The organism is Pseudoduganella sp. R-32, assembly GCF_049913245.1.
Taxonomy (GTDB): domain Bacteria; phylum Pseudomonadota; class Gammaproteobacteria; order Burkholderiales; family Burkholderiaceae_D; genus Rugamonas.
This window is the reverse complement of the sequence record NZ_CP183987.1, coordinates 5,204,906-5,230,019: the sequence shown is the minus strand read 5'-3', so window position 1 is coordinate 5,230,019 and position 25,114 is coordinate 5,204,906. Positions and strand designations below refer to the sequence as shown.

At 60.3% G+C, this 25,114-nt stretch carries 23 protein-coding genes; 15 read left to right on the top strand and 8 right to left on the bottom strand.

The genetic code is table 11. The features are described from left to right. Positions 1 to 3 precede the first annotated feature (3 nt). The 3 genes from ACN9MU_RS23895 to ACN9MU_RS23885 form a co-directional block, all read right to left on the bottom strand. Positions 4 to 405, bottom strand: a complete 402-nt coding sequence (locus ACN9MU_RS23895; RefSeq protein WP_426163204.1) for a hypothetical protein — start codon at positions 403 to 405, stop codon at positions 4 to 6. Beyond that, complete coding sequence (locus ACN9MU_RS23890) at positions 405 to 1,406, bottom strand: HpcH/HpaI aldolase/citrate lyase family protein (protein WP_426163202.1); 1,002 nt, start codon at positions 1,404 to 1,406, stop codon at positions 405 to 407. The genes ACN9MU_RS23895 and ACN9MU_RS23890 overlap by 1 nt, the downstream gene beginning before the upstream one ends. A gap of 93 nt (positions 1,407 to 1,499) precedes the next feature. Next, a complete protein-coding gene (locus ACN9MU_RS23885; RefSeq protein ID WP_426163200.1) occupies positions 1,500 to 2,489 on the bottom strand; it encodes a malate dehydrogenase in 990 nt (329 codons plus the stop codon). 174 nt (positions 2,490 to 2,663) lie between these two features. Between ACN9MU_RS23885 and ACN9MU_RS23880 the strand changes: the two genes are divergently transcribed. The 9 genes from ACN9MU_RS23880 to ACN9MU_RS23840 all read left to right on the top strand — a co-directional run bounded on the left by ACN9MU_RS23880 (position 2,664) and on the right by ACN9MU_RS23840 (position 10,167). Continuing rightward, positions 2,664 to 3,440, top strand: coding sequence for a GntR family transcriptional regulator (locus ACN9MU_RS23880; protein ID WP_426163196.1), 777 nt, complete (start codon positions 2,664 to 2,666; stop codon positions 3,438 to 3,440). Between the two features lie 128 nt (positions 3,441 to 3,568). Beyond that, positions 3,569 to 3,991, top strand: a complete 423-nt coding sequence (gene sdhC / locus ACN9MU_RS23875) for a succinate dehydrogenase, cytochrome b556 subunit (protein ID WP_426163194.1) — start codon at positions 3,569 to 3,571, stop codon at positions 3,989 to 3,991. Next, the gene (gene sdhD / locus ACN9MU_RS23870; RefSeq protein ID WP_130311080.1) at positions 3,992 to 4,357 is read left to right on the top strand and encodes a succinate dehydrogenase, hydrophobic membrane anchor protein; all 366 of its coding nucleotides are present in this window, start codon (positions 3,992 to 3,994) and stop codon (positions 4,355 to 4,357) included. Positions 4,358 to 4,360: 3 nt separating this feature from the next. Then, on the top strand, positions 4,361 to 6,139 hold the full coding sequence (gene sdhA / locus ACN9MU_RS23865) for a succinate dehydrogenase flavoprotein subunit (protein ID WP_426163191.1): 1,779 nt from the start codon (positions 4,361 to 4,363) through the stop codon (positions 6,137 to 6,139). A 16-nt stretch (positions 6,140 to 6,155) separates the two neighbouring features. Continuing rightward, positions 6,156 to 6,866 carry a succinate dehydrogenase iron-sulfur subunit gene (locus ACN9MU_RS23860; RefSeq protein ID WP_426163189.1) on the top strand — a complete coding sequence of 237 codons (711 nt, stop codon included), beginning with the start codon at positions 6,156 to 6,158 and terminating at the stop codon, positions 6,864 to 6,866. A 7-nt stretch (positions 6,867 to 6,873) separates the two neighbouring features. After that, on the top strand, positions 6,874 to 7,155 hold the full coding sequence (locus ACN9MU_RS23855; RefSeq protein ID WP_057259569.1) for a succinate dehydrogenase assembly factor 2: 282 nt from the start codon (positions 6,874 to 6,876) through the stop codon (positions 7,153 to 7,155). Positions 7,156 to 7,200: 45 nt separating this feature from the next. Then, on the top strand, positions 7,201 to 8,505 hold the full coding sequence (gene gltA / locus ACN9MU_RS23850; RefSeq protein ID WP_426163186.1) for a citrate synthase: 1,305 nt from the start codon (positions 7,201 to 7,203) through the stop codon (positions 8,503 to 8,505). A 106-nt stretch (positions 8,506 to 8,611) separates the two neighbouring features. Then, positions 8,612 to 9,172: a hypothetical protein gene (locus ACN9MU_RS23845; protein WP_426163184.1), complete on the top strand. Its 561-nt coding sequence runs from the start codon at positions 8,612 to 8,614 to the stop codon at positions 9,170 to 9,172. Positions 9,173 to 9,378: 206 nt separating this feature from the next. Further along, complete coding sequence (locus ACN9MU_RS23840; protein ID WP_426163182.1) at positions 9,379 to 10,167, top strand: DUF6585 family protein; 789 nt, start codon at positions 9,379 to 9,381, stop codon at positions 10,165 to 10,167. On the opposite strand, the gene ACN9MU_RS23835 is transcribed toward ACN9MU_RS23840, so the two are convergent. Both ACN9MU_RS23835 and ACN9MU_RS23830 read right to left on the bottom strand, forming a co-directional pair. Then, positions 10,133 to 10,612, bottom strand: a complete 480-nt coding sequence (locus ACN9MU_RS23835) for a hypothetical protein (protein WP_426318768.1) — start codon at positions 10,610 to 10,612, stop codon at positions 10,133 to 10,135. The genes ACN9MU_RS23840 and ACN9MU_RS23835 overlap by 35 nt on opposite strands. Positions 10,613 to 10,625: 13 nt before the next feature. Continuing rightward, positions 10,626 to 11,501 carry a hypothetical protein gene (locus ACN9MU_RS23830; protein ID WP_426318767.1) on the bottom strand — a complete coding sequence of 292 codons (876 nt, stop codon included), beginning with the start codon at positions 11,499 to 11,501 and terminating at the stop codon, positions 10,626 to 10,628. Between the two features lie 198 nt (positions 11,502 to 11,699). Here ACN9MU_RS23830 and ACN9MU_RS23825 point away from each other — a divergent pair, with 198 nt between their 5' ends. Next, positions 11,700 to 15,041 (top strand): S41 family peptidase, encoded by a 3,342-nt coding sequence (locus ACN9MU_RS23825; protein WP_426318766.1) that lies wholly within the window; start codon positions 11,700 to 11,702, stop codon positions 15,039 to 15,041. A 1-nt stretch (position 15,042) separates the two neighbouring features. Here the strand turns inward: ACN9MU_RS23825 and ACN9MU_RS23820 are convergent, their stop codons facing one another. From ACN9MU_RS23820 to ACN9MU_RS23810, 3 genes are all read right to left on the bottom strand, one after another. Further along, positions 15,043 to 16,311, bottom strand: a complete 1,269-nt coding sequence (locus ACN9MU_RS23820) for a leucine-rich repeat-containing protein kinase family protein (RefSeq protein WP_426318765.1) — start codon at positions 16,309 to 16,311, stop codon at positions 15,043 to 15,045. Positions 16,312 to 16,354: 43 nt separating this feature from the next. After that, on the bottom strand, positions 16,355 to 16,726 hold the full coding sequence (locus tag ACN9MU_RS23815; protein WP_426163171.1) for a BlaI/MecI/CopY family transcriptional regulator: 372 nt from the start codon (positions 16,724 to 16,726) through the stop codon (positions 16,355 to 16,357). A gap of 192 nt (positions 16,727 to 16,918) precedes the next feature. Continuing rightward, complete coding sequence (locus ACN9MU_RS23810) at positions 16,919 to 17,767, bottom strand: MBL fold metallo-hydrolase (protein WP_426343546.1); 849 nt, start codon at positions 17,765 to 17,767, stop codon at positions 16,919 to 16,921. 98 nt (positions 17,768 to 17,865) lie between these two features. On the opposite strand from ACN9MU_RS23810, the gene ACN9MU_RS23805 reads away from it, so the two are divergent. From ACN9MU_RS23805 to lpdA, 5 genes are all read left to right on the top strand, one after another. Continuing rightward, positions 17,866 to 18,765, top strand: a complete 900-nt coding sequence (locus ACN9MU_RS23805) for a LysR family transcriptional regulator (protein WP_426343545.1) — start codon at positions 17,866 to 17,868, stop codon at positions 18,763 to 18,765. A gap of 175 nt (positions 18,766 to 18,940) precedes the next feature. After that, positions 18,941 to 21,796, top strand: coding sequence for a 2-oxoglutarate dehydrogenase E1 component (locus ACN9MU_RS23800; RefSeq protein ID WP_426163165.1), 2,856 nt, complete (start codon positions 18,941 to 18,943; stop codon positions 21,794 to 21,796). 76 nt (positions 21,797 to 21,872) lie between these two features. Then, on the top strand, positions 21,873 to 23,108 hold the full coding sequence (odhB, locus tag ACN9MU_RS23795) for a 2-oxoglutarate dehydrogenase complex dihydrolipoyllysine-residue succinyltransferase (RefSeq protein ID WP_426343544.1): 1,236 nt from the start codon (positions 21,873 to 21,875) through the stop codon (positions 23,106 to 23,108). A 136-nt stretch (positions 23,109 to 23,244) separates the two neighbouring features. After that, positions 23,245 to 23,574, top strand: a complete 330-nt coding sequence (locus tag ACN9MU_RS23790) for a PspC domain-containing protein (protein ID WP_426163161.1) — start codon at positions 23,245 to 23,247, stop codon at positions 23,572 to 23,574. 13 nt (positions 23,575 to 23,587) lie between these two features. Next, entirely contained in the window at positions 23,588 to 25,021 is a 1,434-nt protein-coding gene (gene lpdA / locus ACN9MU_RS23785; protein ID WP_426163159.1) for a dihydrolipoyl dehydrogenase, read from the top strand. Positions 25,022 to 25,114: the final 93 nt, after the last annotated feature.

Below are 25,114 nucleotides of genomic sequence, written 5' to 3'. Positions count from 1 at the left end.
TGATTAAAGTCCGAGCGCTTGATCAGATGTCTTGCATTCGTTCGCCAGTTGGCGGTTCACCTTGGAATCCAGCAGCATGCCCTTGGCAGGGATGCCGATCCAGATCAAGCCTGCAATCTTGTTCTCGAAGCGTTGCGCACCGGTGGAGGTGGCTTCGCGAGTCAGGCGGTGCAGGCGGTTCTTCCAGCGCATGACGATGCTGTTGCCATCGTCGGCGCTGCTGTAAATGGTGATCTTGTTGCCCAGTTCGCAGGCGTAGTTGGTGGCCGTGCGCCCGCTCACGCTCGATTCCGGCTCGCCTTGGGTGGCGGCTGGTTTGGCGGCTTTCTTGGGGGCTGCGTGTGCGGAAGGGGCGGCGATGGCGAGGGCCATGGCGCAGGCGGTGATCAGTTTCATAAACGACATTATTGGGCTCCTTTTGATTCGGCCGCCCCGACTAGGGCGGCAACGGAGTCCGGCAGCGGCAGGCCTGCGAGCTTGGCTCGCTGCAGAACCGTCCAATAATAGCGATAGCTCGCGCGGTCATGCAAGCGACCATGCTGGTTAATCGGGCCCCACTGTACCTTCTCTGCCTCATGCAGGATGGTTGCAGCCTCATTGACTTCGGATGCACGCGGGGTGAATGCTTTTATGACAGGTTTTATCTGGCTTGGATGGATGCTCCACATGCGGGTGAAGCCGAATTCCGCGGCTGCGCGCTGGGCATCGGTCGCCACCACGGCGGAGTCCTTGATTTCGGTGGTCACGTTATGCGACGGCACCTTGCCGTGCGCGTGGCAGGCGGCGGCGATTTCCAGCTTGGCGCGCACTACCAGCGGGTGCGTGAACTGGCCCGGCGTGCGCATGGCGCTGCCCGGCACGGCGCCATAGTGGGCCGAGACGAAATCCATGATGCCGAAGGACAGGCATTCAACCTGGGGCAGGGCGGCGATATCGTGCACGTCGCGCAGTGCGCCGTGGGTTTCGATCAGCACGTGCACCGGCACCGGCGTGGCGCGGCCGGACTTGGCGGCATGCTTGTTCACCAGGTCGATGGCGCGCGAGACTTCTCCCACGCTTTCCGGCTTGGGGATCACGATGTAGGCCAGCTTGTGGCCCGCTTCGGTGCAGATGATTTCGACGTCGCGCTCGAAGAACGGGCTGTTCACGTCGTGCACGCGGGCGCCGATGCGGTTGAAGGCGTTGGCTTCGTCCAGCAGTAGCAGGGCGACCAGCTTGGCGTGGGATTCTTCGTTGCCGGCGGCGGCGCCGTCCTCGCAATCGAAGGTGATGTCGAACAGGGGACCAAGCTCTTGTTGCAGGGCCATGGATTTGCGCATCAGCTTTTCACTGCCGGCGTAGTGGTCGCAGGCAGGGAGCAGCAGCGGCTGGCGTGTGCCCTGGAATAAAACCTCGGATGGATGCATTGGTACGTTAGATGAAACAGCAGCCGCGCTGCCATCGGCAGCGCGGCGGGTACGGCGGATCGGTGGTTTAACCGGTTCCACTGTCAAAGACGATTATGGCAGCAGGTGCTTCACGCCTTCACGCTCTTCGGTCAGTTCCTTCAGCGTGATGTTGATGCGCTCTTGCGAGAAGGCGTCGATGTCCAGGCCCTGGACAATCTTGTATTCGCCGTTTTCGCAGGTCACTGGGAAGCCGAACATGGTGCCTTCAGGGATGCCATAGGAACCGTCGGATGGGATGCCCATGGTGGTCCACTTGCCGTTGGTGCCCAGCACCCAGTCGTGCACGTGGTCGATCGCAGCGTTGGCTGCGGAAGCTGCGGAAGACAGGCCGCGCGCTTCGATGATCGCTGCGCCGCGCTTGCCCACGGTTGGCAGGAAGGTGTTGGCGTTCCATTCCTGGTCGTTGATCATGTCTTTTACCGATGCGCCGTCGATGGTGGCGAAGCGGTAGTCGGCGTACATGGTTGGGGAGTGGTTGCCCCATACGCACAGCTTTTCGATGTCCTTGACAGCCTTGCCGGTCTTGGCAGCGACTTGCGACAGGGCGCGGTTGTGGTCCAGGCGCAGCATGGCGGTGAAGTTCTTCGCTGGCAGGGAAGGAGCGGACTTCATGGCGATGTAGGCGTTGGTGTTGGCTGGGTTGCCGACCACCAGGACTTTAACGTTGCGCGAAGCGACGGCGTCCAGCGCCTTGCCTTGCACGGTGAAGATCTGTGCGTTGGCTTCCAGCAGGTCTTTACGCTCCATGCCTGGGCCGCGAGGACGGGCGCCAACCAGCAGGGCCACGTCGGCGTCCTTGAAGGCGGTCATCGGGTCGGAGTGGGCGGTCATGCCGGCCAGCAGAGGGAACGCGCAGTCGTCGATTTCCATCATCACGCCTTTCAGCGCTTTCTGGGCCTTCTCGTCAGGGATTTCCAGCAGTTGCAGGATGACTGGCTGGTCTTTGCCCAGCATGTCGCCGTTGGCGATACGGAACAGCAGGGAATAGCCGATCTGGCCGGCGGCGCCGGTAACGGCAACACGCATTGGGGTTTTAGCCATGGTGAATCTCCAAAGTGGACGTGAAAACGGTGTAAGCTCGTAATGATACGACAATTCGGGCGAGTGTAGGCTCCTGTCGACTGCCTGTCAATCCTATCTTATGTCTTATATAAGACATATAAGTTATAGGATTTTTCTGGACGCGAGGGGTTGGATGTGGTGGAATAGCGGGCTATGAATCCCGTCACGCCCAACCAGACCACTTCTGACGCCCCAGGCGCGGCCGGCGCTCCGTCCCCGACTTTCTCTCCCCTGTACCAGCAGATCAAAGGCCTGATCACGCAGAGCCTGCAGTCCGGCGAATGGAAGCCGGGCGAAATGATCCCCAGCGAAGTTGAACTGGCCAACCGCTTCAAGGTCAGCCAGGGCACTGTGCGCAAGGCGATCGACGAGCTGGCGGCGGAAAACCTGGTGGTGCGCCGCCAGGGCAAGGGTACCTTTGTATCGACCCACCACGAGGCGCGCGCGCATTTCCGCTTCCTGCGCCTGGTGCCGGACGAAGGTGTGCCGCATTATCCGGAATCCCGGTTTATTGAAGTCAAGCGCCTGCGCGCCCCGGCCGAAGTGGCGCGCCTGCTCGACCTGAAGTCGGGCGACGCCGTGGTCTACATCAAGCGCGTGCAAAGCTTCGACAACGTGCCCACCATTGTGGAAGAACTGTGGTTGCCCGGCCTGATCTTCAAAGGCCTGACGGCGGAACGCCTGAATGAGTACAAGGGCCCGATGTACGGCCTGTTCGAATCCGAGTTTGGTACCCGCATGATCCGCGCCGAAGAAAAGATCCGTGCCGTCTGCGCGGAGGAGGGGGACGCCGAGCTGCTGAAAATTGCGGCAGGCACGCCGCTGCTGTGCGCCGAGCGCGTCTCCTTCACTTATGGCGACAAACCGGTCGAGTTGCGCCGCGGTCTGTACTTAACGGAGCGCCATCATTATCAAAATGATCTCAGTTAGGGTGCGCTGCAATAATATTTTGGTGATATGTAACAATACATATTGGTTGTAAGAGCAAAAATCGGCGAAAATCGTAGCTTCGCCAAGTTTGGCAAAACACTTTGTAATAAAGCATAGGGAGGTTGTATATGACTGAAGCCGTGCGGGAAGCACCGAAAAAAGAGCGGCCAGAATTCCGTAACATCCACGTTACGGACATCATGAAGTACCGACTGCCGATGGCCGGCATCGTCTCCATCCTGCACCGCATCAGCGGCGCACTGATGTTCCTGCTGTTGCCGTTCGTGCTGTACCTGCTGCAGGAATCGCTGCGCTCCGAGTACACCTTCGCCAACTTCATGATCATTGCCTCCCACCCGATCGCGAAGCTGGTCATGCTGGCCCTGGTCTGGGGCTATACCCAGCACTTCTGCGCCGGCGTACGCCACCTGGTCATGGACACCCACGTTGGCCTGGACAAGGATTCCGCGCGCAAGTCCGCCACCGTGGTGGTTGTGATCACCGTCATCGTGACCGCGCTGGTTGCACTGAAATTGTTTGGAGTGTTCTAAATGGCTAACAATAACATCGGCCCAAAACGCCTGGTTGTCGGCGCCCACTACGGCGTCAAGGATTGGCTGGTTCAGCGTGTGACTGCTGTCCTGATGGTGGTGTACACCGCCGTCCTGTTCTTCATGATTTTCACCTCGTCGACTCCGTCGTACGAAGGCTGGGCGGCCCTGTTCGCCAAGCAGTGGTTCAAGCTGTTCAGCGCCGTGACCCTGCTGGCCCTGTTCTACCACGCCTGGGTTGGCGTGCGTGACATCTGGATGGACTACATCAAGCCGGTCGGCCTGCGCCTGTTCCTGCAAATCGCAACCATTGGCTGGCTGATCGCCTGCGCCGCCTGGTCGCTGCAAATTCTGTGGAGTGTGTAAATCGTGGCAGCTATCAAATCTGCAATCCCTACCCGCCGCTTTGACGCGGTGATCGTTGGCGCCGGCGGTTCCGGCATGCGCGCCTCCCTGCAACTGGCGGAAGCCGGCCTGAACGTGGCCGTGCTGTCCAAGGTGTTCCCGACCCGCTCCCACACCGTGGCAGCGCAGGGCGGCATCGGCGCCTCGCTGGGCAATATGTCGGAAGACAACTGGTACTGGCATATGTTCGACACCGTCAAGGGTGGCGACTACCTGGGCGACCAGGATGCAATCGAATTCATGTGCCGCGAAGCACCTAAGGTCGTGTACGAGCTGGAACACTTCGGCATGCCTTTCGACCGTAACCCTGACGGCACCATCTACCAGCGTCCGTTCGGCGGCCACACCGCCAACCTGGGCGAGAAGCCTGTGCAGCGCGCCTGCGCCGCGGCTGACCGTACCGGCCATGCACTGCTGCACACCCTGTACCAGCGCAACGTGCGCGCCCGTACCCACTTCTTCGTTGAGTGGATGGCCCTGGACCTGGTGCGCGATGCCGACGGCGACGTCGTTGGCGTGGTTGCACTGGAAATGGAAACCGGCGAAGTCATGATCCTGGAAGCGAAGACCACCATCTTCGCAACCGGCGGCGCAGGCCGTATCTTCGCAGCATCGACCAACGCCTTCATCAACACCGGCGACGGCATGGGCATGGCGGCACGCGCCGGCCTGCCGCTGCAGGACATGGAATTCTGGCAGTTCCACCCGACCGGCGTGTCCGGCGCGGGCGTGCTGATCACCGAAGGCGTGCGCGGCGAAGGCGGCATCCTGATCAACTCGAACGGCGAACGCTTCATGGAGCGCTACGCTCCGACCCTGAAAGACCTGGCGCCGCGCGACTTCGTGTCCCGTTCCATGGACCAGGAAATCAAGGAAGGCCGCGGCTGCGGTCCTAATAAAGACCACGTGCTGCTGGACCTGCGCCACATCGGCTCCGAGACCATCCAGAAGCGCCTGCCGTCCATCCTGGAAATCGGCCACAAGTTCGCCAACGTCGATGCGACCAAGGAACCGATCCCTGTCGTGCCGACCATCCACTACCAGATGGGCGGTATCCCGACCAATATCCACGGCCAGGTGGTCGTGCCTGCCGGCGACGGCAGCCAGAAGGTGGTGAACGGCCTGTACGCCATCGGCGAATGTGCCTGCGTCTCCGTGCACGGCGCCAACCGCCTGGGCACCAACTCCCTGCTGGACCTGGTGGTGTTCGGCCGCGCAGCCGGCAACCACGTGGTGGCGCAGAACCTGAAGCAGAAGGAAAACAAGCCGCTGCCGAAGGACGCCGCCGACTTCGCAATGAACCGCCTGAACAAGCTGGAAACCTCCACCGGTTCCGAGCGCGTGCAGGACGTCGCCAACGACATCCGCGCCAGCATGCAGAAATACTGCGGCGTGTTCCGTACCGACGAGATGCTGGCCAAGGGCGTGGAAGCGATCATGCAGCTGGATGAGCGCCGCAAGCACGTCTCCTTCAAGGACAAGTCCAAGGTGTTCAACACCGCCCGCGTGGAAGCGCTGGAACTGGACAACCTGATCGAAACCGCAAAAGCGACCATCGTGTCGGCCAACGCGCGCAAGGAATCGCGCGGTGCACACGCACAGGACGACCATCCGAAGCGCGACGACGAAAACTGGATGAAGCACACCCTGTGGTTCTCCGAAGGCAACCGCCTGGAATACAAGGCAGTCGTCACCAAGCCGCTGACGGTCGAAACCTTCAAGCCAAAAGCACGTACTTTCTAAGCAAGGGCCTCACAACATGGCACGCACTCTCAAATTCAAGATTTACCGTTACGATCCGGACAAGGACGCCAAGCCGTACATGCAAGACCTGACGGTCGAGCTGAAAGACACCGACAAGATGCTGCTGGACGCACTGCAGCGCATCAAGTCCGACGTGGATGATTCGCTGTCGCTGCGCCGCTCCTGCCGCGAAGGCGTGTGCGGTTCCGACGCGATGAACATCAACGGCAAGAACGGCCTGGCCTGCACCACCAACCTGAACGAGCTGACCGAGCCAATCACGCTGCGTCCGCTGCCAGGCCTGCCGGTGGTGCGCGACCTGATCGTCGACATGACCCAGTTCTTCAAGCAATACCACTCGATCAAGCCGTTCCTGATCAACGACTCGATCCCTCCGGAGAAAGAGCGCCTGCAGTCGCCTGCGGAACGCGAAGAACTGGACGGCCTGTACGAGTGCATCCTGTGCGCCTGCTGCTCGACTTCCTGCCCATCGTTCTGGTGGAACCCGGACAAGTTCGTCGGCCCAGCCGGTCTGCTGCAAGCCTACCGCTTCATCGCCGACTCGCGCGACGAAGCCACCGGCCAGCGCCTGGATAACCTGGAAGACCCATATCGTCTGTTCCGCTGCCACTCGATCATGAACTGCGTCGATGTGTGCCCGAAAGGCCTGAATCCAAACAAGGCAATCGGCAAGATCAAGGAACTGATGGTTCGCCGCGCGATTTAATACAAAAATGGCGGAACTCGAAAAACGAGCGCACCAGGCTGATCCCACCAACCGTGCGCGCCTACGCTGGCGCGCACGCCGGGGCCTGTTGGAAAACGACATTATCCTGACTCGTTTCCTTGATGCGCACGAGGCTGAATTGACCGACGAAGAAGTGGACGCGTTCACGCGGCTCCTCGATTTGTCGGACAATGCACTGATGGATCTGGTCTTGGCCCGTAAGGAGCCGGAAGGCGAAATAGACCTGCCGCATGTACATGCGTTACTGGCACGCCTGCGCCAAGCCTGAGTTTAAGTTTTTTTATTTGCTGCATCTCTCCCAAAGGAAGAGTCCATGAACATCTCTGATACCAAAGCAACGCTATCGTTCTCCGACGGCAGCCCATCGGTAGAAATGCCGATCTACAAGGGCACCGTGGGCCCGGACGTCATCGACATCCGCAAGCTGTACGGCGCCACCGGCAAATTCACCTACGACCCAGGCTTCATGTCCACTGCGTCGTGCAACTCCTCGATCACCTACATCGACGGTGACAAGGGCGAGCTGCAATACCGCGGCTACCCGATCGAGCAACTGGCCGTGAACGCCGACTTCATGGAAACCTGCTACCTGCTGCTGAACGGCGAACTGCCGAACGCCGTGGACAAGCAGAAGTTCGTCGACACCGTGACCAAGCACACCATGGTGCACGAGCAGATGCAATTCTTCTTCCGCGGCTTCCGCCGCGATGCGCACCCGATGTCGGTACTGGTTGGTACCGTCGGCGCGCTGGCATCGTTCTACCACGACTCGCTGGACATCAACGACGCCAAGCAGCGTGAAATCTCGGCAATCCGCCTGATCGCCAAGCTGCCGACCCTGGTCGCCATGGCATACAAGTACTCGATCGGCCAGCCGTTCGTGTACCCGCGCAACGACCTGTCGTACTCCGCCAACTTCATGCGCATGATGTTCGGCAATCCATGCGAAGAGTACAAGGTCAACGAAGTGCTGGTGCGCGCCCTGGACCGCATCCTGATCCTGCACGCAGACCACGAGCAGAACGCTTCGACCTCGACCGTCCGCCTGGCCGGTTCGTCCGGCGCCAATCCGTTCGCCTGTATCGCTGCCGGTATCGCCTGCCTGTGGGGCCCTGCCCACGGCGGCGCTAACGAAGCTGCGCTGAACATGCTGAAGGAAATCGGCACCGTCGACAACATCCCTGCGTTCATCGCCCAGGTGAAAGACAAGAACTCCGGCGTGAAGCTGATGGGCTTCGGTCACCGCGTGTACAAAAACTTCGACCCGCGTGCGAAGCTGATGCGCGAAACCTGCCACGAAGTGCTGAACGAACTGGGCCTGCAAGACGACCCGCTGTTCAAGCTGGCCATGGAACTGGAAAAGATTGCGCTGAACGACGAGTACTTCGTGTCCCGCAAGCTGTACCCGAACGTGGACTTCTACTCCGGCATCGTGCAGTCGGCCCTGGGCATCCCGGTGTCCCTGTTCACTGGTATCTTCGCCATGGCCCGTACCATCGGCTGGATCGCCCAGTGGAACGAAATGATCGCCGACCCAGAGCAGAAGATTGGCCGCCCACGCCAGCTGTTCGTTGGCTCGGCAGTGCGCGACGTTCCTCCGCTGAAAGACCGCAAGTAATCCTTGCTGATGCACGAAAAAGCGAGCTTCGGCTCGCTTTTTTTTCGAACAGTACGACCGCATGTCGCTTTAAAAGAGAGTATTAGGAATGGGCGTAAGGTCGAAAGTGGATGTTGCATCTTGGATCAAGACGGGAAAACTTGGTCTGGCCAGTTTGGGGAGCAATAAAGTGACCATACTCAGGGCACTTGCTGAGCCAGCCGGTTGGGCCAGCACTGCCACGCCCGATGAAGTTCAAAATTACATGGACGCCGACTTATGGGGATATGGAATCTGGACTCTATGGTTCGTGGGGGGGGCTTTGGACGCTGTAACTTGTGCGGTCAGTGAGTTAGAAGAGCATGGCTGGTGGTTTGATGTTGGGGACTTGGATACCTCCGTCTTTGACGATGTAAATATGTTCAAGACCTTCTTGTCGAGTTCCGAAATCCCATATCGGCCGCTTGATGGAAGCACGTTGACGTTGAGACATGCGGTAACTGGAACAATGAAAACGAAGCGAAGACGACTGAGGGCAAAGACCATACTGGCAGGACTGGATTTGCAAACGCGGATTCTGCTTGATGAGCAAGGTAAGGCGCTCCGAGTGATGGGTAGTCCTTACTGCGCTGAGCGGCAGATTCTTAGCTATTCGAGCTACTGTTCGAAAGAATTCATGCTTTTGTAGCTTGTTCAATTGGTGGGCGGTGGCGCTTCGGTGGTGGTTCTCAAAGTGTCCAACCATTTCAGACGGCGCGCCTCATACAAAAAGCGAGCTTCGCGGGCTCGTTTTTTTATTCCCGATGAAGACAGAAAGTTGCCAAGTCGAAAGATTTCAATAATACTATCGAAAATATTGCTTGTTTGGTTTTGCTCTGTGTTTAAGGAATCATTTTGTCTGCGAAAGTTCGTTCAGTGAGCCAGTGCGGGAAAATTGTCAGTACCCATCCGATCAGAGGGCTGGGCTTGCTCTATCCTGTGCTTGCGATCGCGCTGATTGCCGCAGCTACTACACTGGCCTTCATCGTCGCTGACGTTCAGGTGGCGGTGATGGGTACGAACCTGTTTGTATTCTTGGCCATAGCTGCTGGAATATCCTGTTTGCTCGGAATAGTCGTTGTCATTCGCTGGTATAGGCTCAAAGGCTCAAGCCTGACGGTCTTCGAGAAGGGAATTGCCCATCGGATGAGGGGGAGAACCACTTTCTTCCGCTGGCGCGAGGTGCAGGATGTGACTGTTCGCGCTACAAGAATGCATAACTTCCTGATTCGAAGTACATGGGTGAAGATAAAACTGGCGCCGAAAACGACGTTGAAATTCACCGACAACTATAAGGAGGTTTTCTCCCTCGGCATCAATTTATTGACGCTGACTGCGGCGGAGATGGTTCCGCTCGTGATTGCCAAACTGGAGCGTGGTGAAACTGTGGATTTTGGTGCAATCGAGGTCAGCCGGGCCGGGCTTAACAGGCGTTTCGCCAAGCTTCCCTGGTCGGAAGTCGGTGATGCCGAACTCAGGTCGGGGCAAGTCATTATCAAGAGAAAGGGGCGCCGGATTCCTTGGGGAAGGCCTCACTCCTTCCAGATCAAGAATCTCTTCGTGTTTCTGGCCGTGCTCGAACACTTCACTCAGATTGATGTTGGGGCGACTAAGGTGCCGCAACAAATGGTTGCAATGGCTTGAGAAGGAGGGCCTCGCCGTCCAGTTGCAAGGCAAATATCGCCTCTTCGCCTGAAGCGAGCTCGAAGTGTTCTGTGTTCGATTCGGCCCGGTCGGGCTTGCGTACGTCAGCTTCGCGGACGACGATGCGATGTTTGCCCGGCTCGACGGGGATGATTTCAAGGCTTGGCGAAGCCAGGTGCTTGAGCCGCGGCGGTGTTCGGTGGCCGTTGCCATCGATATAGATGCTGAATTTCGAGAGGCCAAATAGCGCATCTTCCGCGCACAGCACTCGGACAGTCGCGCTGCGAGCGAACTCACGTTGTGCGGCGCGTTCTCTCATCAAGTCCCTGGCCGACACTGATGGCGCCCCTGCGAATGCGCCGGTGAATATACCAAAAAGCTGGTATCCGGGTAGCTTCAGGTCCGGGCAGGCATTGATCAGTCGGTCGGCTATTTGTGCTGTCATTATTAATGTTTGGTTAGCGTTGCAAGGGCTGCACGCTTCTCAACTCGCCAGTTTCGATCTCGAAGCTGAGCAGGAACTGCTCCATGCCATCCCGGCCATTCGCCTCCAGGACGGCACCGAACCACTGTTCGGGTTGCTGTGGCGATGGCTCGAACCAGACGAATTTTCCATTCGGCGGAATGCCTTCAAATGGCAGCCGGCCATCGATAACATAAAGCTGTTCGCCTTGCGCGCTTCTAACAACCAGGCGATTGCGCAGTGGCCCGCCTTGCACTGCCGGCTCGAAAGATGCAATTCGGCTGCGGCCGGGAAGTACTATTGCCAGAACCCCATCGGGAAAATCGAGGCCATAAAAATGGCCATTTGATTTCCATTCAATCCGCACGACGGGCTGAGGCTCCCATCCCTTTTCAAGGAGCGCTCCCACACCCATGCCTTCTTCAATCCTGTTGCCGTCCTGGCGAATGTGGGTCAAGGATTCCACGCTGTCGGCTGTATAGAAAAAGCTGCCAACGAATATTGGATCGCTGGAAATCTGCCGTGTCACCTTTAACGGATCGTATTCGAAATCGTATTGCACGGTAACCCAGCGCGCTTTCTCCAGGCCCCGCTTGCGTGCCGTAGCAATAGCGGCGCCAATAAAAGTGGCCGAATACGAGAGGGGGGCGATTAAGTCACGCAAATCGACGGCTGCGAAATCGAAGTTGTAATGTTCCTGGTCGCTCAGCCTGTAATAGCCGACGCCACATAAATCTTGGAGGACATCGAGTTCCGGTTCGCCCCGGCTGCCATCAAGGCCAACCCAGACCGAAACTTTGTTTTGTCGCTGAAAGCCCTGGCCGTAAAAATCGTCGTCGTCCGAATAATCCTGGAGTGCTATTTGAGTCACCTTTAGTGTTATCGCCCATCGGGAGCAAGTATGGGCTTGCTGGACGACGAAGACAAGCCCGGCGTTGAGCTAAATATCGGCATGAACGCGCTATAAATTGGCTTGACGGACATTCAGATGCCCCGCCGGAGATGAAGTTCTGATATCGTGTTTATGAGTCAGTGAAGACACGAGTGCTTTCCTTTCAAGGAGTCCTGCTTGTTCACCAGCCCTAACCTTATTCTCGCCACTGCATTGCTGCTCCCCATTGCAGCACATGCCATACCAAATACTGCCGACACCCGCCTGCTCAGCGAGCCGGCAATTTCCAAAGACCACATTGCGTTTATTTATGCCGGCGATGTTTGGCTGGCCGGCCAGGATGGCCAGGATGCCCGGCGCTTGACTTCGGATTTGGGAGAGAAATCGAATCCGTTCTTTTCGCCCGATGGCAAGTCGATTGCCTACAGCGCGAATATCGATGGCAATATCGATGTATTTATCCTGCCGATTTCAGGCGGCATTCCGCGCCGCCTGACCTGGCATCCGGGCCAGGATCTCGTGCAAGGCTTTACGCCCGACGGCGCGCAGGTTTTATTCACCTCTCCACGCGTGGCGTCGAATAACCGCTATCGCAACCTGTTCACGGTGCCGGTGGGTGGTGGTGTTGAAACCCGGCTGGAAATCCCGAATGCCGCGCGTGCGACTTTCTCGCCGGATGGCCGGAAAATCGCCTATAACCCGACTTCGCCGGCTTTCCTGCAATGGAAGCGTTATCGCGGCGGTTTGAATTCGATTATCTGGCTGTTCAATCGCGACACGCAAGCTGTCGAACGTATTCCACAACCGCCAAGCCGGGTGAATGATGTCGATCCAATGTGGGTTGGCGATCAGGTTTATTTCCGCTCTGATCGCGATGGCGAGTTTAATCTGTATGTGTACGACACCCGCAGCAAGGCCATTAAGCAGTTGACCCGTCATTCGGATTTTCCTGTGCTGAATGCGGCTTTATCCGGCGGACAGATTCTGTACGAACAAGCCGGTTACCTTCATATGCTCAACCTTGATACCGGCGCGACTGTTGGCAGGAGGCTGGCGATTGGCGTCAGTGCCGACCTGGGACTGTCGCGTGAGCGCTGGGTGCGCGGGGCAAAATATATTCGCAATTCGTCACTATCGCCATCGGGGGCGCGCGTGGCGTTCGAGTTCCGCGGCGATATCGTTACACTCCCGGCAGAGAAGGGGGATATTCGTCACCTGACGCAAACGCCTGGCGCCCATGAACGCGGCCCAGCCTGGTCGCCGGACGGCCGGCAAGTCGCCTACTTCTCCGATGAAAGCGGTGAATACGCCTTGCATGTCAGGCAACAGGACGGCAAGGGCGAATTGCGCAAGTTCAAGCTGAACGGTTCCGGATTCTTTGAACGTGCAGCGTGGTCGCCGGACAGCAAGAAAATCGCTTTCATCGACAACTCCTGGACGCTGTACTACATCGACCTGGCGACTGGTGTGCAAAAGAAAGTGGCCACCGAGCCAATGTACGGTATCGACAAGTCGCTGCGTGGCGTCTGGTCGCCGGACTCGCGCTTTATCGCTTATACGCTCAATTCGCTGAGCTATACGCGCACGGCGTATATCTACGCCCTGGACGAGGATAAATCGCATGCGGTGACAGATGGCCTGTCCGACGTCGCCAATCCGGTCTTTGATCGCAACGGCAAATACCTTTACTTCTTCGCATCCACCGACGCGGGGCCGAGCAACAACTGGTTCTCGCTGCAGAACCAGGACAACCGCCCAACTCGCTCGCTCTGGCTGATGGTGCTGCGTAATGATGTCCCGTCGCCACTGGTGCGCGAAAGCGATGAGGAGAAAGGGGCGCCAACTGCACCCCCTGCGCCAAAGGAGCCGCCCAAGGAAGGCGCCGCCGGCGACAAGAGCGAGGAACGCGTAGTGGCCGATACCTCGACCAGCCGCGGTGCGGACGCCAAAGCGAAAGCCGCCGCTGCCACGGCCAAGCCGCCTGTGCCGATGCGCATCGACTGGGATGGCATATCGACCCGCGTGATCGACATGCCGCCGCCGGTTTCGCCATACTTCGACCTGGAGGCAGGTGCGGAAGGCCAGATCTTCTTCCTGCGCGAGGTGGACGGCAAACGCCAGGTCCAGCGCTTCGACCTGAAAGACCGCAAGACCGAAACCATCGTCGCCGACGCGGATGACTTTGAAATCAGCGCTGACGGCAAGAAGATCGCCTGGCGCCTGAAGGAGCAGTGGAATACCGGCTCCGCCACCGGCAAGCTGCTGTCGCCCTCGGAAGGCAAGCTGCGTGTGGAAGCCATCGAAACCAGGGCCGATCCGCGCGTGGAGTGGAAGCAGATCTACGACGAAGTCTGGCGCATCAATCGCGACTATTTCTACGACCCGCACATGCATGGCGTGAACTGGAAAGCGATGCGCGATAAATATGCCCAGTTCCTGCCCGACGTCGCTACGCGCAGTGACCTGAATCGCGTGATCCAGTGGCTGTGCAGCGAGCTGGCGGTTGGCCACCATCGCGGTGGTGGTGGTGACAACTTCATCGATGTCAAGCCGGTGCCGGGCGGCTTGCTGGGCGCTGACTACGAGGTCGCCAACGGCCACTATCGCTTCAAGAAAATCTACGGCGGCCTGAACTGGAACCCGACGCTGCGTGCGCCATTGACCGAACCAGGGCTGAATGTGAAAGCGGGCGAATACCTGCTGGCCGTCGACGGACGTCCGCTGACGCCGCCGACCAACCTGTACAGCGCGTTCGAAAATACCGCCAACCGCTCGATTGAAATCACGGTCGGGCCGAACGCAGATGGCAAGGGCGCGCGCCATATCACGGTGGTGCCGGTGGCGAGTGAAGATGCGCTGCGCAACCGCGATTGGGTGGAAGGGAATATCCGCAAAGTCGACGCTGCAACCGGCGGGCGCGTCGCCTATGTCTACGTGCCGAATACAGCGGGGCTGGGGCATACCTATTTCAAGCGCTATTTCTACCCGCAAGCCTACAAGGACGCGATCATCATCGATGAACGCTTCAATGGCGGCGGCAGCCTGGCCGACTACTATATCGAGCTGCTGCAAAAGCAGGAGATCGCCTGGTGGGCCATGCGCTATGGCGCGGATATGAAGACGCCTTCCGCCTCGATCCAGGGGCCGCGGGCGATGCTGATCGATGAAACCGCAGGCTCGGGAGGCGACTTGCTGCCGTGGATGTTCCGCAAGAATAAGCTTGGTCCGCTGATTGGCAAGCGGACCTGGGGCGGACTGGTTGGCATTCTTGGTTTCCCGGTGCTGCTGGATGGCGGCACGATCACCGCGCCGAACCTGGCTTTCTGGACCCGCGAAGGTGGTTGGGGTGTCGAGAACGAGGGCGTGCCGCCGGATATTGAAGTAGACCAGAATCCGGCGGATGTGATTGCGGGCCGCGATCCGCAGCTGGAGAAGGCGATTGAGGTGATCAAGGCCGAACTGGCGAAGTCGCCGCCAAGCCGACCGGCGCGTCCGGCCTATCCGGACAAGAGCCGCTAGCTCAAGCTGCAGCCAGCCTTGCCACCGCTTCGGCAAATGCAGGGCGGGTTCCAGGTGCCGGGCGCAGGCAATCAATTGCCAGTGACCGCACGTGAGGCAGTTCTTCTTCGCAGCGCTCGAGCAGTTCTTCCAGCAGATAGCCGAAGGCCCGCACTTCCAGGCGCTCCAGCGCAGATGCGAGCGCGGTGCCTGGTTCGAAGCGCGAGGCCCCGCCGAAATCGCCCAGCACTGCATTCCCTTTGCCGCAGTTCAGTACATTGTGCGCATAAAGGTCGCCATGCATGATGCCCCGCGCATGCAGGTGCGCGGCGGCAGAGGCAATGCCGCGTGCGATGCCCAGCAGGGCTTCTGTGCTGAAAAACTGGCCCTCGGCATAAACGTCCCGGGTGCAGCTTGCAAAGCTTGGCGGGCCGGCCAGGTTGCGCAAGCCGGGGTCGACCAGGGGCATGACCAGGGCGGGCAGCTGTGAGGGATGATCGGGGATCGTGCCGAGTACGGGGATCAGGTTGGGGTGCGTGCCGGCGCCAATGCAGGCGGCCATTTCCTGCGTTGGCAAGCCATCGCTGGTCATGGCCCCTTTGTACACCTTGACCGCCACCGGCTTGCCATCGAGCGTGGCCTGGTGGATCACGCCGGACGCGCCTTCGCCCAGCTTGTCCTGGATTTGCAGCGCGTTCCAGGAAATGCTGGCCGCAGGCGGCAATGGCGCCTCGCTGAAAGGGTTGCCGGCGAAAGCCAGCCAGGCAAGCCGCGGCATCGAGGTCAGCCAGGCTGGCAGTTGCGGAAGACGGTTGGCCGAAATGCGCAGCAGTTCCAACTTGCTGCAATTTGCCAGCGCCGGAGGCAATGCGCGCAAGCGGTTCCCCGATAACATCAGCTTTTGCATGTCGGTGCAGCGGCCAAGTTCGGCAGGAAGCTGTTCGAAGCTGTTGTCGGTCAGGATCAGCCAGCGCAGCCGGGCGGGCAGGGCGTCAGCGGGCACGCTCGCAATGCGGTTCGCCTTGAAACCGATCATGGTCAGCGAAGCGCAGCGGCCCAGCACTGGCGGCAGTTCCGTGAACTGGTTTTCGGAACAGAAGATGATGCGCAGGCGATGCAGGCGTGGAAGATCGTCCGGCAGGGAGGACAGGGCGTTGCCGGTAAGGTCCAGGATCTCCAGCGTGTCGGCCAGGCCGAAGATCTCGCGTGGGAATTCAGTCAGGCCGCAGCGCAACTGCAGCCGCACTGCGCCGGCCAGCTCGCCGGAGCGCAGTTGTTGAAGCGTTTGCATCGATTTACATGAAGAGTTTTGGCGGGCGCAGTATAGCTTGCGGCTAGCTTTCCTCGTCCAGCATTTTCTGGATCTCGGCGCGCTCCTTGGGCGAGACGTGGCCGCCGCGCAGGGCCGCCATCACCAGGGCCTTGCCGGAACCGGCGAAAGCCTTGTGGATCAAGTCCTTCAGCAAGGAAGTCTGGATCGAGTCTTGCTGCTCTACAGGCGAATAAATGTGGGCGCGCTGGCTTTCGTCGCGGTTCAGCAAACCCTTGGTGTGCATCACTTGCAGCAGGCGAAGCACGGTCGCGTACTGCATATCTGGCCGCGTCTGCATGGCCGCCTCATGCACTTGCCGCGCGGTCGCCGGACCTAGTGCAAACAAAAGGCGCAGCATTTCCAGTTCGCTAGGAGTAGGTTTCGGCAAGGCCATGATAGATCCAGGAAGAGCGTTGATGGATCTAGAATAAATGATCTAGACGGAAAAGTCTACACCAGCGAACTGCTGGCCTCGTGTCACACCTTGGGGTCACACCCCAAACTTGACACGGGCTCAAGCGTCGCGCGGTCGAGCCCGTGTCACACTTCGGGTGTGACCCCAAGGTGTGACACGGGCTGGGCTGTACTACCACTTCATCTCGCCTTTGGCGACTTTGGCGCTCAGTTGCAGGGCGCTTTCGAGGCCGGCTTGCGGGTAGGCGGACTTCATTGCTGCGATCAGGGCTGCGCTGTCTGCGGCGGCTGGGGTGGCGGCCTCGAAGCGGCGCAGGTAGTCGGCGGTGTAGCTGATGGCGTCCGGGGTGAGGGCGGCGCCGGGGGCGAAGTGGCCGGGCACCACGGTGACCGGCTTCAGCTTGGCCATGTCGTCGAGTACCGACAGCCATTGGGCGCGCGATTCGGGTGTCTGGGTGTCGGCAACCCAGACGTGCAGGCCTTTGAACAGCACCACGCCGCCGACCACGGCTTTGATCGATGGAATCCACACATAACTACGGTCGCCCTGGCCTTTGATTTCCAGCTTCTTGCCTTCGAGCTCGATATCGCCTTGCAGCAGTTCCGGCATCACTACGCCACTTGGGGCGTTGGCGCCGAGGATCGGGCCCCAGTAGGCCACTTTGGCTTGCCCTTTCTTTTCCATGGCAGCGATGGTGGTGCCGCGTGCCACGATGCGGGCTGTCGGGAAGGCTGCTTTCAGTACGTCCAGGCCGAAGTAGAAGTCCGGGTCGCCGTGGCTCACATAAATAGTCGTCAGGCGCTTGCCGCTGGCCTTGATCTGGGCGGCGAGCTTTTCGGCCTCGGCGCGCGAGAACTGGGCGTCGACCAGCACGGCGTCTTTTTCGCCTTTCACCAGCACGGAGGCAACCGGGAAGATGGCGGCTTCGCCTGGATTGAAGACTTCCAGTGTCAGCGGGGCAGCGATGGCGCCGGCAGTGCTTGCTGCGAGGGCGGCTGCGGCGAGGGTGTGCTTGATCATCTGAATTCCTTTCGGTGAGTAGATGACGCCAGTGTAGGACGCTGGAGATGTTCGAAAAATAGGTTATATTGAAACTGTTTATTGCTTAAATCGCTCATATGGACCGTATTGCCTCTGCCAACGTCTTTGTCACCATTGCCGAACGCGGCAGCCTGGCCGCTGCGGCTGAAGCACTGGATATGTCGCGCGCCATGGTGACGCGCTACCTGGCGGAAATGGAGGAGTGGGCGGGGGCACGCCTGCTGCACCGGACTACGCGCCGCCTGGGGCTGACTGCGGCGGGGGAGGTGACGCTGGCGCGTTGCCGCGAATTGCTGGCGCTGGCCGGGGCGATTCCGGCTGCGGGCGATGCCGGAGCTGGCGCGCCGCGCGGCTTGCTGCGCGTGGCCTGCGCGCAGTTCCTGGCGCAGACGGCGCTGGCCGATGCGCTGGCGGGCTTCCTGCGCCGCTACACTCAGGTGACGGTGGACCTGCAGGTCGATAACCGTGCCGTCAACCTGGTCGAGCAGCGCATCGACCTTGCCATCCGGATCACCAATGCGCTGGAGCCGAACCAGATCGCGCGCAAGCTTGGTGAATGCCGTTCGATGCTGGCTGCGGCGCCGACCTACCTGGCGCAGCATGGCACGCCCGCCGACCCGCAGGACCTGGCGCGGCATAACTGCCTGGCCTATAGCTACTTTGGCAAGAGCGTGTGGACCCTGGCCGGCGCCGGCGCGGCAGTGGTGGAGGTGCCGGTCGGCGGCAACCTGTCGTCGAATGAATCGATGGCGCTGCTGGCGGCGGCCGGGCAGGGTGCCGGCATCGCCATGCAGCCGCGCTTTGTGGTCATGCCGGAAGTGGCGGCGGGCCGGCTGGTGGAGGTCTTGCCGGATTGGCAACCGCAGGCGCTGGGAATGCATGCCATTTATACATCGCGCCAGCACATGCCGCCTGCGCTGCGGGCCTTGCTGGACTACCTGGCCGACTGGTTCGCCCGGCACGGATCGGAGTTTTAGTTGTTTCAGTTCAATGACAGTGCTATGCTAGGCGACCGTTTTTGGAAAATCTGGAAACAACAGAGCCCTTCCCCCACAACTTGATGTGCAATCCGCTAACCGGTCAGGCCGTGTCGCGGAAGGTTTGAACAACCCGCTAATTCCTCGCGAAGCGCGAAGAAAGGTGAGCAAAGAAATGATGCAACAACAGACGTCCAATTCCTACCTGTTTGGTGGGAACGCGCCGTACGTAGAAGAACTGTACGAGGCGTACCTCGAAAATCCTGGCTCCGTGCCAGACAACTGGCGCCAGTACTTCGACGCCATGCAGAACGTGCCGGCAGTCGACGGCAGCGCCAAGCCAGACGTCGTTCACTCGTCCGTCATCGCCTCCTTCGCCGAACGCGCGAAAGCAGGTCCGATCCGCACCATCGTCGCTTCGTCCGACGCCGAAATGGGCCGCAAGCGCGTGGCCGCCACCCAGCTGATCGCAGCCTACCGCTACCTGGGCTCTCGCTGGGCAAACCTGGACCCGCTGCAGCGCCAGGAACGTCCGAGCATCCCTGAACTGGAGCCATCGTTCTACGGTTTCACCGATGCCGACCAGGACACCGTCTTCAACATCAGCAACACCTACTTCGGCCCAGAGACCGCGACCCTGCGCGACCTGACCAACCTGCTGAAGGACACCTACACCCGCTCCGTCGGCGCGGAATACATGTACATCTCCGACCCGGCCGAAAAGCGCTGGCTGCAGGAGCGCCTGGAGTCGATCCGTTCGACCCCGAACTTCACCGCCGAAAAGAAAAAGCACATCCTGGAGCGCCTGACCGCCGCTGAAGGCCTGGAACGCTACCTCCACACCAAGTACGTCGGCCAGAAGCGTTTCTCGCTGGAAGGCGGCGAGACCTTCATCGCTTCGATCGATGAAATCATCCAGCGCGCCGGCGAAAAAGGCGTGCAGGAAATCGTGATCGGCATGGCCCACCGCGGCCGCCTGAACGTGCTGGTGAACACCCTGGGCAAGGCGCCTAAGGACCTGTTCGAAGAATTCGAAGGCAAGCACGCCGACGACCTGCCGGCCGGCGACGTGAAATACCACCAGGGCTTCTCGTCCGACATCTCCACCGCAGGCGGCCCGGTCCACCTGTCGCTGGCGTTTAACCCTTCCCACCTGGAAATCGTCAACCCGGTGGTTGAAGGTTCCGTGAAGGCCCGCATGGACCGCCGCGGCGACGCGCACGGCGCGCAAGTGCTGCCGATCCTGGTGCACGGCGACGCGGCATTCGCCGGCCAGGGCGTCGTGATGGAAACCCTGAACCTGGCGCAGACCCGCGGCTACGGCACCGGCGGCACCGTGCACATCGTGATCAACAACCAGATCGGCTTCACCACTTCCGATCCGCGCGATGCACGTTCCACCATCTACTGCTCCGACGTCGTGAAGATGATCGAAGCGCCTGTGCTGCACGTGAACGCCGACGATCCTGAAGCCGTGGTACTGGCTTCCCAGATCGCACTGGACTACCGCCTGCAGTTCAAGAAAGACATCGTTGTCGACATCATCTGCTACCGCAAACTGGGCCACAACGAGCAGGACACCCCGGCGCTGACCCAGCCGCTGATGTACAAGAAGATCGCCAAGCACCCGGGCACCCGCAAGCTGTACGCGGACAAGCTGATTACCCAGGGCGTGATCCCGGCCGACGGCGGCGACGCCATGGTGGCCGCTTACCGCGCTGCGATGGACCAGGGCAAGCACACCATCGATCCGGTGATCTCCAACTTCAAGAACAAGTACGCCGTTGACTGGCTGCCGTTCCTGAACCGCAAGTGGACCGACGCGGCCGATACCGCCGTGCCGATGACCGAACTGAAACGCCTGGCGACCGCCATCACCACCGTGCCTGAATCGTTCAAGGTGCACTCGCTGGTTGAGAAAGTGCTGGCTGACCGCGCTGCCATGGGCAAGGGCGAGATGAACCTGGACTGGGGCATGGGCGAACATCTGGCCTTCGCGTCCCTGGTTTCCTCCGGCTACGCAGTGCGCCTGACCGGCCAGGACGCCGGCCGCGGCACCTTCACCCACCGTCACGCCGTGCTGCACGACCAGAACCGCGAGCGTTGGGATGCCGGCACCTACATTCCGCTGCAGAACATCGCAGAAGGCCAGGCACCGTTCACCGTGATCGACTCCGTGCTGTCCGAAGAGGCGGTGCTGGGCTTCGAATACGGCTATTCGACCGCCGAGCCTAACACCCTGACCATCTGGGAAGCCCAGTTCGGTGACTTCGTCAACGGCGCCCAGGTTGTGATCGACCAGTTCATCAGCTCCGGCGAAGTGAAGTGGGGCCGCGCTTCCGGCCTGGTTATGATGCTGCCGCACGGCTACGAAGGCCAGGGCCCAGAGCACTCCTCGTGCCGCCCAGAGCGTTTCCTGCAGCTGTGCGCTGACAACAATATGCAAGTTGTGCAGCCGACCACCGCATCGCAGATCTTCCACGTGCTGCGCCGCCAGATGGTGCGCCAGTTCCGCAAGCCGCTGGTGATCCTGACTCCTAAGTCGCTGCTGCGTAACAAGGATGCAGGTTCCCCGCTGGAGCAACTGGCCAAGGGCGCGTTCCAGACCGTGATCGGCGAAGTGGACGAGTCCATCGACGCCAAGAAGGTCAAGCGCGTGATCGCCTGCTCCGGCAAGGTGTACTACGACATCGTGAACACCCGCAAGACCCGCGGCGTGACCGATACCGCCATCGTGCGTATCGAGCAGCTGTACCCATTCCCGCACAAGGCATTCGCTGCTGAACTGAAGAAGTTCCCGAACCTGACCGAAGTGGTGTGGGCGCAGGACGAGCCGCAGAACCAGGGTCCTTGGTTCCAGATCCAGCACAACATCTTCGAGGCCATGGAATCGGGCCAGAAGCTGGCATACGCCGGCCGTCCTGCTTCCGCTTCGCCTGCCGTGGGTTACTACGACAAGCACTACGCGCAGCAGAAAGACCTGCTGGAAACCGCGTTCTCGAAGCTGAAGGGCTTCATCCTGACCAAGTAATTCACGCATTAGCGGGTGAGCCGCCCGCGTCAAGCGGGCGGCGCGAAAAACACACAAAATTCGGAGTAAAAAACAAATGGCACAAATCGAAGTCAAAGTTCCTCAACTGTCGGAATCCGTCGCTGAAGCGACCCTGCTGTCCTGGCACAAGAAAGTCGGCGAGGCAGTGGCCCGCGACGAAAACATGATCGACATCGAGACCGACAAGGTTGTCCTGGAACTGCCAGCACCAGCCGCAGGCGTGGTTGTGCAAGTGATCAAGGCCGACGGCGCCACCGTGGTTGCCGGCGAAGTGATCGCCATCATCGATACCGAAGCCGCTGCCGGCGCGACCCCATCGGCTCCTGCCGCCGCCGCTCCTGCCGCCCCAGCCGCTGCCGCTGCCGCCGACAAGTCCGGCGTTGCCATGCCAGCCGCTGCCAAGATCCTTTCCGAAGCCGGCATCGCCGCTTCCGACGTTGCCGGTTCCGGCAAGGACGGCCGCGTGACCAAGGGCGACGCCCTGGCCGCTGCCGCTGCACCGAAGCCAGCCGCTCCAGCACCGCTGGCGCCAGCCGCTCCTAAAGCGCAACTGCAGAAGGTTGCTGCTCCAGCCGTTGCCAACCTGGGCGACCGTCCGGAAGAGCGCGTGCCAATGAGCCGCCTGCGTGCACGTATCGCCGAGCGCCTGGTTGAGTCCCAGTCCACCAACGCGATCCTGACCACCTTCAATGAAGTGGACATGAAGCCGGTCATGGACCTGCGCAACAAGTACAAGGACAAGTTCGAGAAAGAACACGGCGTGAAGCTGGGCTTCATGTCCTTCTTCGTGAAGGCCGCTGTGCACGCACTGAAGAAGTACCCGATCCTGAACGCTTCGGTTGACGGCAACGACATCGTCTACCACGGCTACTTCGACATCGGTATCGCCGTGGGTTCCCCGCGCGGCCTGGTGGTGCCTATCCTGCGCAACGCAGACCAGATGAGCATCGCCGAGATCGAGAAAAAGATCGGCGAGTTCGGCGCGAAAGCCAAGGAAGGCAAGCTGACCCTGGAAGACCTGACCGGCGGCACCTTCTCCATCTCGAACGGCGGTACCTTCGGCTCCATGCTGTCGACCCCGATCATCAACCCGCCACAATCCGCAATCCTGGGCGTGCACGCCACCAAGGACCGCGCTGTTGTCGTTGACGGCCAGATCGTGATTCGCCCGATGAACTACCTGGCGATGTCCTACGACCACCGTATCATCGACGGCCGCGAAGCTGTCCTGGGCCTGGTGGCAATGAAGGAAGCGCTGGAAGATCCTGCGCGCCTGCTGCTGGACCTGTAAAACCGGTAAAGCGGCGGGGACTGGCCCTAGGTCCAGCCCCCATCCCTCACTGCAAGTCAGCGACTGTTACCGGCTGGTGTCTGACCCTGCGGGTCTGACACCGGTTTACCGGTTTAGAAAACACGAAGGGAGTCACATGAGCGTCTCCGAAGAACTGAAGCGCCTGCACGAACTGCACCAGGCCGGTGCCCTGAGCGATGAAGAATTCGCCCGTGCCAAGGAAAAGCTGCTGCAAAGCGGCGGTACCAGCCAGCAGCCCGGCGGCGATTTCGCCACCGAAGTGGGCAAGCTGCGCCGCTCCACCACCGACCGCTGGCTAGGCGGCGTGTGCGGCGGCATCGCCAAACAATCCGGCATCGAGTCCTGGATCTGGCGCCTGATCTTCGTCCTGGTCGCAACATGCCTCGGCTTCGGCGGGCTGATTTACATCCTTATGTGGATTTTCGTCCCCACGGACGACCAATGATTTGGGAAAAGACATGAGCAACAAACAATTTGACGTAGTAGTTATCGGCGCCGGTCCTGGCGGTTACATCGCGGCCATCCGCGCAGCGCAGCTGGGCTTCTCCGTAGCCTGTATCGACGAGTGGAGCAACGACGCCGGCAAGCCAGCCCCAGGCGGCACCTGCACCAACGTAGGCTGCATTCCATCCAAAGCGCTGCTGCAATCGTCCGAGCACTTCGAACACGCATCGCACGGCTTCAAAGAGCACGGCATCAATGTGGAAGGCCTGTCCTTCGACGTGGCCCAGATGCTGAAGCGCAAGAACACCGTGGTCAAGCAAAACAACGACGGCATCCTGTTCCTGTTCAAGAAGAACAAGGTGACCTTCTTCCACGGCCGCGGCGCATTCGCCGGCGCCGCTGGTGCCGAAGGCTACCCGATCGCCATCTCCGGTCCTACCACCGAAACCATCACCGGCAAGCAGATCATCGTTGCTACCGGCTCCAACCCGCGTGCACTGCCAGGCGCACCATTCGACGAGAAACTGATCCTGTCGAACACCGGCGCCCTGAACATCGAAACCGTGCCGGCCAAGCTGGGCGTGATCGGTGCCGGCGTGATCGGCCTGGAACTGGGCTCCGTGTGGCGCCGCCTGGGTTCGGAAGTGACCGTGCTGGAAGGCCTGCCGACCTTCCTGGGCGCAGTCGACGAGCAGATCGCCAAGGAAGCACAGAAGCTGCTGACCAAGCAGGGCCTGTCGATCAACCTGTCCTGCAAGATCACCAAGGTCGAAGCCGGCAAGAACAACGTCACCGTTGAATACACCGACGCCAAGGGCGAAGCGCAGAAGGCGACCTTCGACAAGCTGATCGTGTCGATCGGCCGTACCGCCAACACCATCGGCCTGGGCGCCGACAAAGTGGGCCTGGCTGTCGACGAGCGCGGCATGATCACCGTGGACGAAGATTGCAAGACCAACCTGCCGAACGTATGGGCGATCGGCGACGTGGTGCGCGGCCCGATGCTGGCGCACAAGGCGGAAGAAGAAGCGGTAGCCGTGGCTGAGCGCATCGCCGGCCAGCATGGCCACACCAACTTCAACACCCTGCCATCCGTCATCTACACCCATCCGGAAATCGCTTCCGTGGGCAAGACCGAGCAGCAGCTGAAGGCCGAAGGCGTGGCATACAAGGCCGGCACCTTCCCGTTCCTGGCTAACGGCCGCGCACGCGCGCTGGGCGATACCAACGGCATGGTGAAGTTCCTGGCCGATGCAACCACCGACGAGATCCTGGGCGTGCACATCGTGGGTCCAATGGCTTCCGAGCTGATCTCCGAAGCCGTGGTGGCGATGGAGTTCAAGGCTTCGGCCGAAGACATCGCGCGCATCTGCCACGCACACCCATCGCTGTCCGAAGCGACCAAGGAAGCGGCGCTGGCTGTTGATAAGCGTACGCTGAACTTCTAAACCGGAAAACCGGCAAAGCGGTGTCTGACCCGCAGGGTCAGACACCAGGCCTGCAGGTGTCTGACCCTGTGGGTCAGACACCGGTCTACCGGT